Source organism: Pseudomonas sp. TH49 (genome assembly GCF_016650625.1).
In the GTDB taxonomy this organism is placed as follows: Bacteria; Pseudomonadota; Gammaproteobacteria; order Pseudomonadales; family Pseudomonadaceae; genus Aquipseudomonas; species Aquipseudomonas fluorescens_H.
Genome location: NZ_JAEKFL010000002.1, coordinates 732,931 through 747,745 on the forward strand (window position 1 = coordinate 732,931; position 14,815 = coordinate 747,745).

Sequence of the window (14,815 nt, forward strand, 5' to 3'; positions counted from 1 at the left end):
CCTCGGAGTGAAGGGGAATCTGGACTAAAAATGGTGCGAATTTTCGTTTCTGCTTGAGGGGCTAGTCGGAACATTTGGCAATCTTTTGCCGCGTATCGACAGATTCGTCGCTGTCTGCCTACGTCAGACGGTGTGTTTGCCTCGGGGGGCGGGGCTTTGGGCTGACTTCGCCGATTCGCTGGATGAGGTTCAATGGATTTCGTTCGACGCTGCCTTGATGGCAGCGTTCTATCCAAGGAATGGAGCTGCGAATGTCTATTTACGAAGTCACTAGCGAGTCTTGTGCAATGCCGCCGGCAAACATTGTCCCCTTGTCGGTTGCCACCGAAGGAGGCGGCCATCTGAGCTTGAAGGTGGACGGTGAAAATTTCGAATTCAGCTATCGACCGGCGTCTGCATCCGCTTCATCGCCGGCCTTGGACCTGTCCGCCCCGACGGTCGAGGTGTTGGAGGGCGGGATGCTTGATCCTTCTCTGAGTCATGCATTCGTCAGGATTGCGCCTTACCCGGACATGATGTGCGGCGACAAACTGGTGCTGAGCTGGCGAGGGCTCGATGACGAAGGGTTGGCTTATAGCCATGAGGCCACCCGCTCGGTAAGTGAAGGCCAGGTGGGCGAGGAAATCGTCTTTGTCATAAAAGGTCTGCACATTGCGCCGCTGGAGCGCGGTTCGCTGGAGCTTTACTGGACGCTGCATAGCGTTGCACTGCCTCAGCCGGTGTCATCCCGTCGCCTGCAACTGGATGTGGGCGATCCAGAGCCTGAGCTGCTTGCACCGATCATTGAAGAAACAGTGGGCGGGACGCTCGATCCGTCCCGTGTTCCACAGGGTACAAGTGTCACTGTGCGCCCCTATGCCCGGATGGCGGCCGGCGACCGGATCAGCCTGTCCTGGCAAGGCGCCGAGGGAGCGCCGGCATTCAATGATGTGTTGACCGTGGAGCCGTTTGCCGTTGGTGAAGCGCTGTCTTTCTGGATTAACGCCGATTGCATCGCTGCCCATTCCACACAAGAGGTGAACGTCAGTTACCGGGTCGAATCAGCAGCGGCGCAAGTAAGGAAGTCTGCGAACTCGCGAATTCTGATCGCACCGTTGATTCGGGGGGATCTCGCGGCGCCACAAGTGCTGGAAGCGCAAGACGGTGAGCTGGAAGCGGCAGATGCGGTAGACGGGGTTACTGTGGTGATCGGCGATGCCCAGGCCGAGGAGGGAGAACTGGTGTACCTGAAATGCGATGGCGAGTATTTCAGTCATCGCGATGACCGGGACATCACTCGGGAGAACGCTGGGCAACCTTTGGTGTTCATCGTGCCGTACCGCTTCTGGCGCGAGCATCGGGAAACCGTGGTGCAGGTGTCGTATTCGGTGGAGCGACTGGATGATGCCAGTCAGGCTTCCGGCGTTGCCCGGGTCCGAGTGCGGGCGTAACTCTGGATTGAGCTGAGCGATGGTCCGACCTTTGCGGGTTACTGATTCAACCCGCAAAGGCTGTTCTGAGCGTCAGGCTTTCAGTCGTTTGGCTGCGTTCGACAGCAACTGCTCCGTCGCGCCGAACCCCAGGCAACCATCGGTGACGGATACGCCATAACGCAGGGCGGGGCTCAAAGGCTGGCAGCCCTCGAACAGATGGGACTCGATCATCATGCCGATCAAGGAGCGATCACCTTGCAGCCGTTGCTCGAGTACCTCGTTGAACACGTCGGGCTGGCGCAGTGGATCCTTGCCGCTGTTGGCGTGGCTGCAATCGACCATGATTCGGCTCGGAATCTTCAAGCGATTCAGGTCGGCATGTACCCGGGTGACGCTTTCGCGATCGTAGTTCGGGCCTTGATGACCGCCGCGCAGTACCAGATGAGTGTCGGGGTTGCCCGGTGTCTGAATGATCGCCGGGTGCCCTTGGCTGTCGACGCCGAAGTGTCGATGCGGATGGGCTGCCGAACGCATGGCATCGACGGCTACGGTTACGCCACCGTCGGTACCGTTCTTGAAACCGACGGGCATGCTCAGGCCGCTGGCCATTTCCCGGTGGATCTGCGACTCGGTGGTGCGTGCGCCGATGGCAACCCAACTGAGCAGGTCGTCGAAGTAGCCGGCAGCCATTGGCTGCAGCAACTCGGTAGCGATAGGCAGTCCCAGACGGATCATTTCAAGCATCAATTCACGCGACAGGGTCAGGCCGGCGGCCATGTCATCGCTGCCGTCCAGGTGTGGGTCGTAGGCAAGACCTTTCCAGCCAACGGTGGTGCGTGGTTTTTCGACGTAGGCGCGCATCACCAGCAGCATTTCGTTGCTGACTTCATGGGCCAGGCGGGAAAGCTTTTCCGCGTATTCGAGTGCGGAGCGTGGATCGTGAATCGAGCAAGGGCCGACGACGACCAGCAGGCGATGGTCTTCGCCATTGAGAATCGCGCGGACCGCCTGGCGGTGGGCTGCGACTTGCTGGGCGAGGGCATTGCTCAGGGGCAATTGCTGTTTGAGCTGCAACGAGCTGGGCAGACGCAGGGTCAGTGCTTCGTTGGCAGAGTTCAGGGTGGTCAGTGGCAGAGCAGAAACAGACGAGTTCATATTCGGAATTCCTGGGCTGGCGGCGGGTGCTTCCCGCTCACTCGGCCCTACTGGGGTGTTCGACAATTGGCCGGATTGGCTGCGTGTGTGTGCTTGCCACCTGTGGGTGACCGATCGGAGGCGGCAGGCTGTCCCGAGCGGAGGCTGCTAAATCGCCAGGCGGTAAAAGTGTCGTAACGGTAATAAGTGGCGTAGTTCATGTCGTGATTCCTCAAAGTGTCTGGTGTGTTGCTGAAAAAGTTATGGGCCTGAAAAAACAAAACCCCCGGTCGGGAGGCCGACCGGGGGTTGAGAATTCTCTGGTAGGCGACCCGTTTTTATGGGCGCCGTGTGGGTATCAGGCGCGCCAGTGGCTAAACCAATACCCAAAATAAAAGCTCGCTGGAGCGCAAACGTCATTCGCCCGGGCAGCCGCAACCGAGCGCAGGGCGCTAGCGGAACGAAGCTGTGAGAGGGCGTTGAACATGGTTTGTCTCCGATGAATGCGCCGAGCTTACTAGAGGCCCATAGGCCTGAGCAATCAGAAATTGCTATTGCTCATTCAAGGCGTTACCTATCGCTTGAGGGCCACGGACGTTGTGACACACTGCGTGTTTTGCATCACTCCAAGGATGAATAATGTCGACGTTCACCATCGCTGCCGCCCAATCGTTTTCCGTTGCTGGTGATCTGGCGGCAAACATCACACGTCATTTGCGTTTCATGGCCACGGCGGCGGAGCAGGGCGTCGAGCTGCTGGTGCTCCCGGAGTTGTCGTTGACAGGCTACGAAGGCCAGATGGCCGCAGACTTGGCAATCGATCCGCAGGATCCGGTGCTGCAACCCTTGCGCGATTGCGCTCGCGAGCTTGGGCTGAGCGCCGTCGTCGGCATGCCGATTCGCCAGAAGGGCAGTCCGCAGGTATTGATCGGCGCTCTGACGTTAGGCAAAGACGGCTCTCTAGAGGTTTACAGCAAACAGCATTTGCACAGCGGCGAAGAGCTTTTCTATGCCCCAGGGACTGGTGGTTCGACCTTGCGCATAGGTCGCGACACCGTCGCGCTCGCGGTCTGCGCTGATTTTTCCCACTCCAGCCACGCGGCAGCGGCCGCCGGTGTTGGCGCCGACCTGTACGCAGCAGGCGTGCTGATCGGCGAAAAAGGCTATGGCGTGGATAGCGCAATACTGCAGGGCTATGCCCAAAGCCACTCAATGGCGGTGCTGATGGCCAATCACGCCGGGCTAACAGGTGGATGGCAGTCGGCGGGGCGCAGCGCGGTCTGGTCTGAAAACGGGGCGCTGGTCATCGCCGCGCCAGGCCCAGGTGAACTCCTGGTGATCGCTCGACGTGATGCTGGCGAATGGATCGGGCGGACAGTCCCTGTGACGGTGGGGCAATGACCTACCATTTGCGTCGCGCTGAGCCGGATGATCGGGAATTTGCCCGCGAACTGACGTGCCGGAACATGCTGCGCTATTACATTGAGCACGATTTGCTGTGGCAGGACGAAGCGTTCGATGTTGCCTGGGATGGTCGGGACAACTGGCTGATCATTCTTGATGAAGTTCTCTTGGGTTTTTTCAGCCTCAGTCGGGATCGTCGGGCGCTGTACATCCGCGAGCTGCAAATAACCGAGGCCTTTCGCAGGCAGGGCGCAGGATCCTGGGCGATTGATCAGGTTATCGCCATGGCCCGCACCGAAGGACTTCCGGCGCTGCGTCTGACAGTATTCAAAAATAATCCGGCACAAAGCCTGTATAAGAGAAAGGGCTTGATCAAGTGTGGCGAGGACGAGTGTTTCCTGAGGATGCAGCTCGATTTCGGTACACCTGTGCTCTGAAACCCACGGCCGGCAAGCCCTCGATGATGAATTGAAACTTTTTAAATGATGCTTGCCGCTAGGTCTGTCTGGCACTTTTTGCTAAGGTGTCCGGCATCCCAATAAGACCATATCGCGAGGTGTCTGCTTGATTAGGGTGCTAGTGGTCGATGACCATGATCTCGTTCGTACAGGCATTACACGTATGCTGGCCGATATCGATGGCTTGCAGGTGGTTGGACAGGCCGAGTCCGGGGAAGAATCCCTGATCAAGGCCCGTGAGTTGAAACCCGATGTAGTCCTGATGGACGTCAAGATGCCCGGTATTGGTGGCCTTGAGGCCACGCGCAAGCTGCTGCGCAGTCATCCGGACATCAAGGTCGTCGCTGTCACTGTGTGCGAGGAAGATCCATTTCCTACGCGCCTGCTGCAGGCGGGCGCCGCCGGCTACCTGACCAAGGGCGCTGGATTGCCGGAGATGGTCCAGGCCATCCGACTGGTGTTTGCCGGGCAGCGTTACATCAGTCCGCAGATTGCCCAGCAACTGGCGATCAAGTCGTTCCAGCCAACCAACGATTCACCTTTTGATGCCTTGTCCGAACGGGAAATCCAGATCGCGTTGATGATTGTCGGCTGCCAGAAGGTGCAGATCATCTCCGACAAACTCTGCCTGTCGCCGAAAACGGTGAACACCTATCGCTACCGGATCTTCGAAAAGCTGTCGATCAGCAGCGACGTTGAGCTGACGCTGTTGGCAGTACGCCACGGCATGGTTGATGCCAGCGCCTGATCATGACTGAAGCATTTGATCCCGGCGCCTTTCTGGCGACTGTCAGTGGGCGTCCTGGCGTCTATCGCATGTTCGACAGCGAGGCGCGCCTGCTGTACGTAGGCAAGGCAAAGAACCTGAAGAAGCGCCTTGCCAGCTATTTTCGCAAGACCGGGCTGGCGCCGAAAACCGCTGCGCTGGTCGGGCGTATCGCGCAGGTCGAAACCACCATCACCGCCAACGAAACCGAGGCGTTGCTGCTTGAGCAGACACTGATCAAGGAGTGGCGGCCGCCGTATAACATTCTGTTGCGCGATGATAAGTCCTACCCTTATGTGTTTCTGTCTGACGGCCAGTTTCCACGCCTGAGCATCCACCGTGGCGCGAAGAAGGCCAAGGGCAAGTATTTTGGCCCGTACCCGAGCGCCGGGGCCATTCGCGAAAGCCTCAGCCTGCTGCAAAAGACCTTTTTCGTCCGCCAGTGCGAAGACAGTTACTACAAGAATCGCACTCGCCCGTGCCTTCAATATCAGATCAAGCGCTGCAAGGCGCCTTGTGTCGGCCTTGTCGAACCAGAGGTCTACGCCGAGGATGTGCGACATTCGGTGATGTTTCTCGAGGGGCGCAGTCATGCGCTGACCAATGAACTGTCCACGGCAATGGAAGAGGCGGCGATCAATCTTGAATTCGAGCGCGCCGCCGAGTTGCGTGACCAGATTGCCTTGCTGCGCCGGGTCCAGGATCAACAAAGCATGGAAGGCGGCACGGGCGACATCGATGTCATCGCAGCGTTCGTCAATCCAGGTGGCGCCTGTGTTCATCTGATCAGCGTGCGCGGCGGACGAGTGCTGGGCAGCAAGAACTTCTTTCCTCAGGTCGGTATCGAGGAGGAGGTTGCCGAAGTCATGGCGGCGTTCCTCGGTCAATATTTCATCAGCAGTCCGGAACGCGACCTGCCGAGCGAGTTGATCGTCAACGTGGTTCCTGAAGACGCCACCGCCCTGATCGAAGCGATCCATGAGCTACGTGGTCGTGAACTGACCATCAGTCACCGGGTGCGTGGCACCCGGGCTCGCTGGCAGCAGTTGGCAGTCACCAATGCCGAACAGGCGCTGGGTGCACGCCTGGCCAATCGTCAACACACGGCTGCACGCTTCGATGCGCTGGCTGAAGTGCTGAATCTGGATGAGCCACCGCAGCGACTTGAGTGTTATGACATCAGTCACTCCAGTGGTGAGGCTACTGTCGCTTCCTGTGTGGTGTTCGGCCCGGAAGGCGCGATCAAATCCGACTATCGTCGTTACAACATTGAGGGCGTCACGGCGGGCGATGACTATGCGGCCATGCATCAGGCCTTGACTCGCCGCTTCAGCAAACTGAAGGACGGGGAGGGCAAGCTGCCGGACATCCTGCTGGTGGACGGCGGCAAAGGTCAGTTGTCGATGGCCCGTGATGTGCTCAACGAATTGGCGGTGCCGGATCTGATCCTGCTGGGTGTGGCCAAGGGCGCAACACGCAAGGCGGGTTTCGAAACTTTGTATCTTAATGATGCAGCGCATGAGTTCACCTTGCGCGGAGATTCGCCGGCACTGCACCTGATACAGCAGATTCGCGACGAAGCTCACCGCTTCGCGATTACCGGCCACCGTGCGCGGCGGGGCAAGACCCGCCGCACGTCAACGCTGGAAGGCGTTGCGGGCGTCGGGCCAACTCGCCGTCGGGACTTGTTGAAACATTTTGGTGGATTGCAGGAGCTGTCTCGTGCAAGCATCGAAGAGATCGCCAAAGCACCGGGGATCAGTAAAAAGCTCGCAGAGTCGATTTATGCAAACCTGCATAGCGAGTAGAATGCCAACTCACCTCGTAGCCAGTTGTGCCGATGAATATCCCTAATCTGATTACCGTTCTCCGCGTCCTGCTCATACCGATCTTCATTTTGTTGTTTTACTTGCCTTACCAGTGGAGCTATATGGCTTCCGCCTCGGTATTCGCTTTTGCCGCGGCAACTGACTGGCTGGATGGCTACCTGGCCCGCCGCCTGGAACAAAGCACGCCGTTCGGTGCGTTTCTCGATCCGGTTGCCGACAAGTTGATGGTGGCGGTCGCGCTGGTACTTCTGGTGCAGGAACACGGCAACTTGTGGCTGACACTTCCCGCTGCCGTGATCATTGGCCGTGAGATCGTCGTATCGGCCTTGCGCGAATGGATGGCCGAACTCGGCGCTCGCGCGCATGTAGCGGTGTCCAATCTCGGCAAGTGGAAAACCGCGGCGCAAATGCTGGCGCTGGTGATCCTGCTGGCCAATCCGCGTGACTTCAGCTTCTGGGTCTTGCTGGGTTATGCCTTGCTGATGATCTCGGCGGGCCTGACATTGTGGTCGATGGTTCAATACCTGCGGGCCGCTTGGCCGCATCTGAAAACCGACGTTGAAAAGAAATAAAACTTTTTTGAATCAAAGGGTTGACGGGGCTTCTGAAATCTATAGAATGCGCCACACCAAGCGGGAATAGCTCAGTTGGTAGAGCACGACCTTGCCAAGGTCGGGGTCGCGAGTTCGAGTCTCGTTTCCCGCTCCAAGTTTGTACGCGGTTGTTGTTGTGCTACTAAACAGCGATCGTTTGAGGCCGAGTAGCAAAATGGTTATGCAGTGGATTGCAAATCCACCTACGCCGGTTCGATTCCGACCTCGGCCTCCACTATAAACAAGCTCCGTAGATCCATGATTTACGGAGCTTTTTTATTTCCAGTGCGCTGCAAGATTTAGTCTTGAAATCAGCTACTGTGAACTTGCTTCACCGGGACGTGATGTATATATTTCCCGCTCTGCTTTACAAGGCTCAACATTGTCAGGCGTGCTGGTCGACTGACATGAGCACTACACCGCGCTACCGCCCGAATGGCGAAACTGGTAGACGCATGGGACTTAAAATCCCCCGCTCGTAAGGGCGTGCCGGTTCGATTCCGGCTTCGGGCACCATCTAAAATCAAGGGTTTGCGGGCGAAAGCTGATGCAAACCCTTGTTTGTTTCCGGTCCCGCCATTTTGGACTTGATCAGCCATTTACCTTGCGGGCATGACCTTTTTGCCCTTGCGATTCAGCTGCTTCAACTCATTTGCCCTCAGGCCATGTCAAATCTCCTGCACAGACTTCCGCGCCATGATTTGATCAAGATGGCATTTAGAGCGGGTTCAGCCAGCGCACGACGTTCTTCACGCCGTGGGTTTGACACGGAAGGCCAAGTACACCGGCCCGAATGGGAAGGTACTGACTTCCAACTCGTCTAGAGGGGCGAGCGTACGGGTGCGGGTTCCGGCGTTGCTGTAGATCATGTGGCTGTTCGACACTGCAATGTTGATCTTTCCGGCGGCAGCCTGGATTAGTGTCGCCTTGAACCCCTCAATCACATCGTCACCAATCGTCAGCGTGACGTCTGTGTCGCTAATGACCAGGATCGACTTACCTGAATCCGCCATGGTCAGGGGCCTGCTGCCGGTGATCGAGACATTGGTGTGAACGTGGCCGCCGGCGTGGTAGCTGACCATCCTCGGGTCGGCGAAGACGCGTGCGAAGGAGCCGACATAATTCACACTGGCGCGCATGTCATCGAATTGCTCGACCACATAGGTGCCGATGCTGCCCGAGACTTCGCCATTGGGGTCCAGAACCCACTTTCGTCCTACCATCAGCCCGATCTGCGTGTTGGCGCGTACTCCCGCGCGCATTTCTTCGAGAAAAAGTTGGCTGATCTGACCGCCACCGTTGCCCTGAACATAGGTAAATCGTGCAATGGAGTGGCTGTCTCCAGTCGGGCTGCCTTGGGTGGTATCGACTCGATAGTCGACAAAGTCTGCCGATACAGTGGTGGTCGTCGTGTTGGTGTTAGGCGCCCAGGTGAAATCCAAGGCTCTTCCGGTTTTCACCTGCTCCAGCGAGGTGGTGGTCTGTGTGGTAGTAGTCGAGCCTGACTGCTTCAAATCATCGTTCATGATGCTCATCCTTAAGTGAAGTGCGGTATGCCTGCTACTGAGCGGGGTTTTCATTCATCTGACAGGGGCAAGTGGAAGATTCGGACTGCGCCGGGGACTAAATGCGCAGGCTGTACCAAGCCAGGCAGACGGTCTCCAGTTCTTCTGTAAGACATGTCAATTCGTCGTGAGTGATCATTCCGGATATTTGTAGTGCCTGGTTAAAGCTGATCGAACTGCTCTTCAGCGCAAGAAGCTGAATTTCATCTCGGGCTTCGCTGAGATACCCGAAGTTTGAGCGGGCCATTGCCATGACGGTAATTGCTTCAGTGGGCATAGCCTATTCGATCAATCATTAAAAATGAGAGGTTGCCAGCTATGGTCGCTGTTTGGCCATCAACCAATTGGCAGGGTGTCAATAGAGCGCGACACGATGCTTCGCGTCCAGGATGTTGCAATGCGTCTGCTGGAGCTACGTTTCGGCGATGTCGAGACCAGCATTGATCATGCCCGTTGCGGACTCGACTGCTGAAGAGATTCTCCAGCAGGTGGATGGGAGGGTACTTAACCAGGTCGAGGTGGTTACGTGAGCAAGGCCGCTTCACCCTCTTGAAAAATATTGTGTTGATTGGCAGGAAGTAAAAAGCCCGGACGTATCCGGGCCTGTCGGAGGAATCACTCAGCGTGAATTTACTTCTTCCTGAGTCCGGGCAGACGCTCTTTCCCTACGCCGGCGAACCCAGCTGAAGAAAGCGTGAACCGGGTGTAAAAACGCTGCAAGCACGCACAGCAGCATGATGATGAAAATGGCGATCAGCGGGAGGCTTTCGTGCGAGAACATGGTGGGGTACTCCTGTAGGCACTATGTTGGAACCCGCAGGCTAGACGCATTGAGCCATGCTTGCGATGAACGTATGTTCATCCTCGGGCGCTTGAACTGTGCTAAGGAAGGACTCGCCAAAATGATCGATTCTGGAGTTGCGCAATCAGTCGTTGCGCAATCATCCATCGATCTTTTTCAATGCAGTAAGGTTTCGTAACGCGGTAAGCCGGCGACGTTCGGCGCCGGCCTTGGTTAAGGCCAACGCCGTGCGTGGAATGGATTAAGCAGGTGTCTTGTCAGCCGCGCTTGGGCAGTTTCCAGTTCGGGCGGATGAAGTGGCAGGTGTAGCCATTCGGTATCCGCTCCAGGTAGTCCTGATGCTCCGGTTCCGCTTCCCAGAACGGTCCGGCAGGTTCGATTTCGGTGACCACTCGGCCCGGCCAAAGACCAGAAGCGTCGACGTCGGCGGCGGTGTCCTCGGCGATGTCGCGTTGCTCGTCGCTGAGGTAATAAATCGCCGAACGATAGCTAGGGCCGAGATCGTTGCCTTGGCGGTTGGGCGTGCTGGGGTCGTGGATCTGGAAGAAGAACTCGAGGATCTGCCGGTAGCTGATCAGGGCAGGGTCGAAGATGATTTCGATGGCCTCGGCGTGGTTGCCGTGGTTGCGGTAGGTGGCATTCGGCACCTCGCCGCCGGTGTATCCGACGCGGGTTTTCAGCACGCCAGGATAACGCCGCAGCAGGTCCTGCATGCCCCAGAAGCAGCCGCCGGCGAGAATCGCGGTTTCGGTTTGTCCGGTCATGATCTTTTTTGCCTCTCGGTGACTGTAGATACGGTTCTGGTTATGCGGGCGTGTTGGCTATTTGCAAGCCTGATTCAGGATTACGGGCTGCTCGATCCGGTGTTTTCAACAAAAAGCCCTGACGATAAGGCCAGGGCATTTATGGGTTCGAGCTGAATTCGGGCAGTTCACATCGAGTGATGTACTAAAGACACCACATCAAGCGGTTATACAAACGCTTGCCCGAAAAAGCCCCGTGGCAGGCGCTGCGGCCCAGCCAGCGCGGTCAGTCGTTCGATCCACTCCGTACGCCAGTTCGACGCGCCGTGGTCAGCCTTGGTGTGGCGAGCCGCGCGCCGTGCCGCATTGCGCTGGGTTTTGCGCGCTTCCTTGTAGGCATCGGTGTTGCGGCAGCTGCGGCATTTGACGCGATTGAGTTCCAGGCTCGAGGCAAGGTTGTTGCCCTTGTGACCACAAGCCAGATGTCCGTCTGTTTTGAAATGGATAACCATGAACAGTCTCCTGGGTGACGTGTACAGGTTATGACCCCTCACGGCAGCTGGGGTTCGCTGTATCGGCCAAGTGGTAGGCCAGGAGACTGTCGTTTATCGCTGTGCAATCATCTGAAGCGAGGCAACGGCCGTTCGACGGGTTCTAGCGAAGACAGAGTGCGGCGGATCAGCGGCGTGTCTTTTTCGATGTCGTTAAGGCGATCACGGATGCGCAGGGCGGTCGGGTGCCCGCCTTGATGATCGACCCAGTCGGCGATTTCCTTGCAGGCCGCGGCAAGGCGCGCCTGACGGGAGTCGAGCAGGGTGAGGAGGGTGGTGATGGACTCTTTTTCGGACATGGAACACCTCCGTTCAGACAAACCGTTGAGAGGCAGCAAAAAGCTCGCGGGTTGCGAGCTGTCTGCCGTTGGGGCGCTGGTCCGTCAGCTGCCTTGAGTATAGACCCCGCCTGTCAATTGCATCAGCCGGCTGTTTGGCGCGCCAGCATTGGCGAGCTGGCCGCATTGAGCCGTCGGCATTCGTGTCGGGCCTCTTCCTCAAGGTCGTAGCCATCACCGATGAAGCCGCCGGTGCGGGTATCGTTGATCCGAAACCAACTGCTGGCCTCGGCGGGTTCATGCTGGCTTTCCCCGGCGCGCCGGCCGTGAATGATGATCTTGTTGCAGCGCTTCACGACAAATATGTCTTCCATGGCGTCACCACAGCAAATGGGTGTCAGATCAACTATAGAAGCCGTGGCCGATCGTGCAAAAAATAGACAGTCAGTTCGTCGGTTGCAGCCGCCATCCCTCGCGGTTCCCATCCAGGCGATGCGTCGGCCTCAAGGCTTGCAGAAAGTCAGGATCGTGGGAAACCGCGACAATTGCGCCGGGAAACGTCTGCAATGCCTGTTCGAAAGCTTGCACCGACGCCAGATCCAGATGATTGCTCGGCTCGTCGAGCAACAACAGTTGCGCGGGCGTCTTGCCCCACAATGCCACCGCCAGTGCGGCTTTCAGGCGTTCGCCACCGCTCAGTGAAATGCTCGGTCGGGTCACCCGTTGCGCATCCAGTTGCAGGTGAGCCAAGTGGCTGCGCAGTGCGCTTTCACTCAACGGGCTCTGCAGCGCGAGCAGTTGCTCGATGACGCTGAGACCGTCGTCCAGCAACTTCAGATGCTGGTCCAGATAAGCCACGGGAATATGGGTGATGCATTCGCCGCTGGCGGGATGCAGTTGGCCCGCGAGCAACCTGAGCAACGTCGATTTGCCGCAGCCGTTCGGACCATTGACGGCGACGCGCACAGGACCACTCAGCGTGAGATTGAACGGTTGCGTCGGTAGCCATGGCACACACGCATCAATCAGCGTACAGACCCTACGCGCGGCAGGCACTGAACTGCCGGGCAGGTTCATCAGCACCACATCGTCCGGGAGCACGTTGGCGTAGGCATCACGCACCTGCGCGTTGAGCTCCGATTTGCGCTGCTGATGACCATGTCGCACCTGGCCCATGATCTGCCTCGCGGCACCTTTGAGCCCTGCGCGCTCGAAACCCGAGACATTGGCGGTTCTGGCGTTGCGCAGTGAGCGGGCAGCATGGCGCTGGATGGTGTCGTGTTCGTTTTGCAAGCGCTGCTGCTCGCGCCGGCGCTCGGTTCTGCTTTGATCCAGCGTCGCTTGCGCCGCCGCCTGATGGATCTGTCGTTGCTGCTGGTAAGTGGAAAAATTGCCGCCGTACACCGTGGCACCCCGCGGCGTCAGCTCGACGATACGCTGCATGCGCTCAAGCAATTGGCGGTCGTGGCTGATGACGATCAATCCGCCGCGCCATTGCTCCAGCCTGTTCATCAGCCAGTCGCGGCCGGGGCCGTCGAGATGGTTGGTCGGCTCATCCAGCACCAACAGGCGCGGCGGATTCAGAAATGCCCCGATCAACGCCAATCGCGCTTGTTGGCCGCCGCTCAGCGGTTGGGTCAAATCCGTGGGGGCGACGTCCGGCAGACCGGCGTCATCCAGCCATTGGCGCAGGCGTTCGGGCAGATCCCAGCGTTCGCCGAGGATGTCGAAATCTTCCGGCGACGCCTCGCCGCACTGCAACCGTTGCAATGCGCGAAGGGCGGCAGCGGTGCCCGTGGCGTCGGCCACGGTCTGTCCTGCGTCGACGGTGAATGTTTGCGCCATATAGGCCAGGGGAACCGAGCAAGTCACGCTGCCGGCAGTCGGTTGCAAGTGTCCGGCAATCAACTTGGCCAGCACGCTTTTACCGACGCCGTTGCGGCCGACGATGGCGGTGTGAGTGTGATCGAATTGCAGATTCAGCTCGTTGAAAATCGTCTCGCCATTAGCGAACTGAAAAGTCGTTTGATTCAGGGAGACGAGGGCAGGCGTACGCGAGACGTGAGTCATCGGCACCTCCGAAAAATGTCGTGAACACTGACAGGCGCTATTCAGCGCTTATCGCGATTACATTTTCAGAAGGCTTGATTGTTCACTTTCTGCGGTCGTCCTGAAGGGGGAAAGGTGGCTAGCCTAGACCACCCATCCAGCGCAGATCAAGGCGCATCCATCATTTGCTCAAGAAACATCGCCAGCGCCACTTCCTCGGAGCGCAAGCCCTTGCGGACTCTCGGGCGTGGTAATTCGGCCAGCGCACCGAGCAGGAAACGCTCGACCACGGCTGGATGGATGTAGCACTTGCGGCACACCGCCGGGGTATTGCCCAACTGTTTGGAGACGCTCTTGACCATCTCCACCACATGCCGTTTCGCCTCGGTTTCCGACTCCCATTGCAGTTCGCGCAATACCGCCAGGGCCAGCGCACTCCCGGCCCAGGTTCGGTAATCCTTGGCAGTGAAGTCGGCGCCGGTGAGGGTTTTCAGATAGGTGTTGACGTCGTGCGAGCTTACGGTGTGTCGCTCGCCGTTTTCGTCCAGGTACTGGAACAGATTCTGTCCGGGGATTTCCAGGCAACGCTTTATGATGCGCGCCAGACGTCGATCTTTCACGGTGATCTGGTGTTCGATGCCGCTTTTGCCGCGAAACTGGAACAGAATCGCGCTGCCGTTGACCTCGACATGCCGGCTGCGCAGGGTGGTCAGGCCATAGGAACGGTTGTCCCGTGCGTACTGGGTATTGCCGACGCGGATCAGCGTGGCGTCGAGCAGCGTGATGACGGTAGCCATCACCTTGTCGCGACTGAAGCCGGGAGCATCCAGCAGCGTTTCAAGCTGTTTGCGCAGTTTTGGCAGCGCCAGGCCGAATTCACGCAAGCGCGAGTACTTGTCTGCATCGCGCACCTCGCGCCAACGTGGGTGATAGCGATACTGCTTGCGGCCCCGGGCATCACGGCCAGTGGCCTGCAAATGACCACGCGGATCGGCGCAGATCCACACGTCGGTGTAGGCCGGCGGCACTGCCAGCGAATTGATCCGTTTGATCTCATCAGGGTCGGTGATGCGCTGCCCGGCCGGATCGAAATAGGCGAACTTGCCGCGCAGTTTTTTGCGGGTCAGGCCGGGTTGGGTATCGTCGACGTAATGCAGGTCGGGTGGGAGCACGTCGGCTGGCGCGGTGTCGGGCATGGCAGTGTCCTTGGCGAATCGCTCTGTTACAGCGA

At 58.3% G+C, this 14,815-nt stretch carries 16 protein-coding genes and 3 tRNA genes; 9 read left to right on the forward strand and 10 right to left on the reverse strand.

The features are described 5' to 3' along the window. Nucleotides 1-251 precede the first annotated feature (251 nt). Nucleotides 252-1,430, forward strand: a complete 1,179-nt coding sequence (locus tag JFU48_RS20620) for a hypothetical protein (protein WP_201137479.1) — start codon at nucleotides 252-254, stop codon at nucleotides 1,428-1,430. 72 nt (nucleotides 1,431-1,502) lie between these two features. Here the strand turns inward: JFU48_RS20620 and JFU48_RS20625 are convergent, their stop codons facing one another. Then, nucleotides 1,503-2,567: a 3-deoxy-7-phosphoheptulonate synthase gene (locus JFU48_RS20625; RefSeq protein ID WP_003225424.1), complete on the reverse strand. Its 1,065-nt coding sequence runs from the start codon at nucleotides 2,565-2,567 to the stop codon at nucleotides 1,503-1,505. Nucleotides 2,568-3,185: 618 nt separating this feature from the next. Between JFU48_RS20625 and JFU48_RS20630 the strand changes: the two genes are divergently transcribed. The 8 genes from JFU48_RS20630 (at nucleotide 3,186) to JFU48_RS20665 (ending at nucleotide 8,112) form a co-directional block, all read left to right on the forward strand. Beyond that, a complete protein-coding gene (locus JFU48_RS20630) occupies nucleotides 3,186-3,947 on the forward strand; it encodes a carbon-nitrogen hydrolase family protein (protein ID WP_201137480.1) in 762 nt (253 codons plus the stop codon). Beyond that, a complete protein-coding gene (locus tag JFU48_RS20635) occupies nucleotides 3,944-4,387 on the forward strand; it encodes a GNAT family N-acetyltransferase (protein WP_201137481.1) in 444 nt (147 codons plus the stop codon). The genes JFU48_RS20630 and JFU48_RS20635 overlap by 4 nt, the downstream gene beginning before the upstream one ends. Nucleotides 4,388-4,514: 127 nt before the next feature. Then, entirely contained in the window at nucleotides 4,515-5,156 is a 642-nt protein-coding gene (gacA, locus tag JFU48_RS20640) for a response regulator transcription factor GacA (RefSeq protein ID WP_024012761.1), read from the forward strand. Between the two features lie 2 nt (nucleotides 5,157-5,158). Continuing rightward, nucleotides 5,159-6,982, forward strand: a complete 1,824-nt coding sequence (gene uvrC, locus JFU48_RS20645) for an excinuclease ABC subunit UvrC (RefSeq protein WP_103486481.1) — start codon at nucleotides 5,159-5,161, stop codon at nucleotides 6,980-6,982. 32 nt (nucleotides 6,983-7,014) lie between these two features. Then, a complete protein-coding gene (gene pgsA, locus JFU48_RS20650) occupies nucleotides 7,015-7,575 on the forward strand; it encodes a CDP-diacylglycerol--glycerol-3-phosphate 3-phosphatidyltransferase (RefSeq protein WP_003225417.1) in 561 nt (186 codons plus the stop codon). A 60-nt stretch (nucleotides 7,576-7,635) separates the two neighbouring features. After that, a tRNA-Gly gene (locus JFU48_RS20655) sits at nucleotides 7,636-7,711 on the forward strand. A gap of 46 nt (nucleotides 7,712-7,757) precedes the next feature. Next, nucleotides 7,758-7,831: transfer RNA gene (locus JFU48_RS20660), tRNA-Cys, on the forward strand. A gap of 194 nt (nucleotides 7,832-8,025) precedes the next feature. Further along, nucleotides 8,026-8,112 (forward strand) — tRNA-Leu (locus tag JFU48_RS20665). 233 nt (nucleotides 8,113-8,345) lie between these two features. Here the strand turns inward: JFU48_RS20665 and JFU48_RS20670 are convergent. From JFU48_RS20670 to JFU48_RS20710, 9 genes are all read right to left on the reverse strand, one after another. Further along, on the reverse strand, nucleotides 8,346-9,122 hold the full coding sequence (locus JFU48_RS20670; protein ID WP_242486688.1) for a hypothetical protein: 777 nt from the start codon (nucleotides 9,120-9,122) through the stop codon (nucleotides 8,346-8,348). Nucleotides 9,123-9,219: 97 nt separating this feature from the next. Next, nucleotides 9,220-9,438: a hypothetical protein gene (locus JFU48_RS20675; protein ID WP_045122476.1), complete on the reverse strand. Its 219-nt coding sequence runs from the start codon at nucleotides 9,436-9,438 to the stop codon at nucleotides 9,220-9,222. Nucleotides 9,439-9,780: 342 nt separating this feature from the next. Beyond that, nucleotides 9,781-9,942 carry a hypothetical protein gene (locus tag JFU48_RS20680; protein WP_003225415.1) on the reverse strand — a complete coding sequence of 54 codons (162 nt, stop codon included), beginning with the start codon at nucleotides 9,940-9,942 and terminating at the stop codon, nucleotides 9,781-9,783. Between the two features lie 278 nt (nucleotides 9,943-10,220). Next, entirely contained in the window at nucleotides 10,221-10,727 is a 507-nt protein-coding gene (gene msrA / locus JFU48_RS20685) for a peptide-methionine (S)-S-oxide reductase MsrA (RefSeq protein WP_103485138.1), read from the reverse strand. 206 nt (nucleotides 10,728-10,933) lie between these two features. Beyond that, entirely contained in the window at nucleotides 10,934-11,218 is a 285-nt protein-coding gene (locus JFU48_RS20690; RefSeq protein ID WP_003225413.1) for a hypothetical protein, read from the reverse strand. A gap of 107 nt (nucleotides 11,219-11,325) precedes the next feature. Next, nucleotides 11,326-11,556 (reverse strand): hypothetical protein, encoded by a 231-nt coding sequence (locus tag JFU48_RS20695; RefSeq protein ID WP_003225412.1) that lies wholly within the window; start codon nucleotides 11,554-11,556, stop codon nucleotides 11,326-11,328. 122 nt (nucleotides 11,557-11,678) lie between these two features. Continuing rightward, the gene (locus JFU48_RS20700; protein ID WP_003225411.1) at nucleotides 11,679-11,909 is read right to left on the reverse strand and encodes a hypothetical protein; all 231 of its coding nucleotides are present in this window, start codon (nucleotides 11,907-11,909) and stop codon (nucleotides 11,679-11,681) included. Between the two features lie 70 nt (nucleotides 11,910-11,979). After that, a complete protein-coding gene (locus JFU48_RS20705; RefSeq protein WP_201137483.1) occupies nucleotides 11,980-13,605 on the reverse strand; it encodes an ABC-F family ATP-binding cassette domain-containing protein in 1,626 nt (541 codons plus the stop codon). Between the two features lie 146 nt (nucleotides 13,606-13,751). After that, the gene (locus tag JFU48_RS20710) at nucleotides 13,752-14,780 is read right to left on the reverse strand and encodes a DNA topoisomerase IB (RefSeq protein ID WP_201137484.1); all 1,029 of its coding nucleotides are present in this window, start codon (nucleotides 14,778-14,780) and stop codon (nucleotides 13,752-13,754) included. Nucleotides 14,781-14,815 lie beyond the last annotated feature (35 nt).

Coding starts and splice junctions, on each gene's coding strand:
- JFU48_RS20620 (WP_201137479.1), top strand. CDS start 252: ATGTCTATTTACGAAGTCACTAGCGAGTCTTGTGCAATGCCGCCGGCA.
- JFU48_RS20625 (WP_003225424.1), bottom strand. CDS start 2,567: ATGAACTCGTCTGTTTCTGCTCTGCCACTGACCACCCTGAACTCTGCC.
- JFU48_RS20630 (WP_201137480.1), top strand. CDS start 3,186: ATGTCGACGTTCACCATCGCTGCCGCCCAATCGTTTTCCGTTGCTGGT.
- JFU48_RS20635 (WP_201137481.1), top strand. CDS start 3,944: ATGACCTACCATTTGCGTCGCGCTGAGCCGGATGATCGGGAATTTGCC.
- uvrC (WP_103486481.1), top strand. CDS start 5,159: ATGACTGAAGCATTTGATCCCGGCGCCTTTCTGGCGACTGTCAGTGGG.
- pgsA (WP_003225417.1), top strand. CDS start 7,015: ATGAATATCCCTAATCTGATTACCGTTCTCCGCGTCCTGCTCATACCG.
- JFU48_RS20670 (WP_242486688.1), bottom strand. CDS start 9,122: ATGAACGATGATTTGAAGCAGTCAGGCTCGACTACTACCACACAGACC.
- JFU48_RS20675 (WP_045122476.1), bottom strand. CDS start 9,438: ATGCCCACTGAAGCAATTACCGTCATGGCAATGGCCCGCTCAAACTTC.
- JFU48_RS20680 (WP_003225415.1), bottom strand. CDS start 9,942: ATGTTCTCGCACGAAAGCCTCCCGCTGATCGCCATTTTCATCATCATG.
- msrA (WP_103485138.1), bottom strand. CDS start 10,727: ATGACCGGACAAACCGAAACCGCGATTCTCGCCGGCGGCTGCTTCTGG.
- JFU48_RS20690 (WP_003225413.1), bottom strand. CDS start 11,218: ATGGTTATCCATTTCAAAACAGACGGACATCTGGCTTGTGGTCACAAG.
- JFU48_RS20695 (WP_003225412.1), bottom strand. CDS start 11,556: ATGTCCGAAAAAGAGTCCATCACCACCCTCCTCACCCTGCTCGACTCC.
- JFU48_RS20700 (WP_003225411.1), bottom strand. CDS start 11,909: ATGGAAGACATATTTGTCGTGAAGCGCTGCAACAAGATCATCATTCAC.
- JFU48_RS20705 (WP_201137483.1), bottom strand. CDS start 13,605: ATGACTCACGTCTCGCGTACGCCTGCCCTCGTCTCCCTGAATCAAACG.
- JFU48_RS20710 (WP_201137484.1), bottom strand. CDS start 14,780: ATGCCCGACACCGCGCCAGCCGACGTGCTCCCACCCGACCTGCATTAC.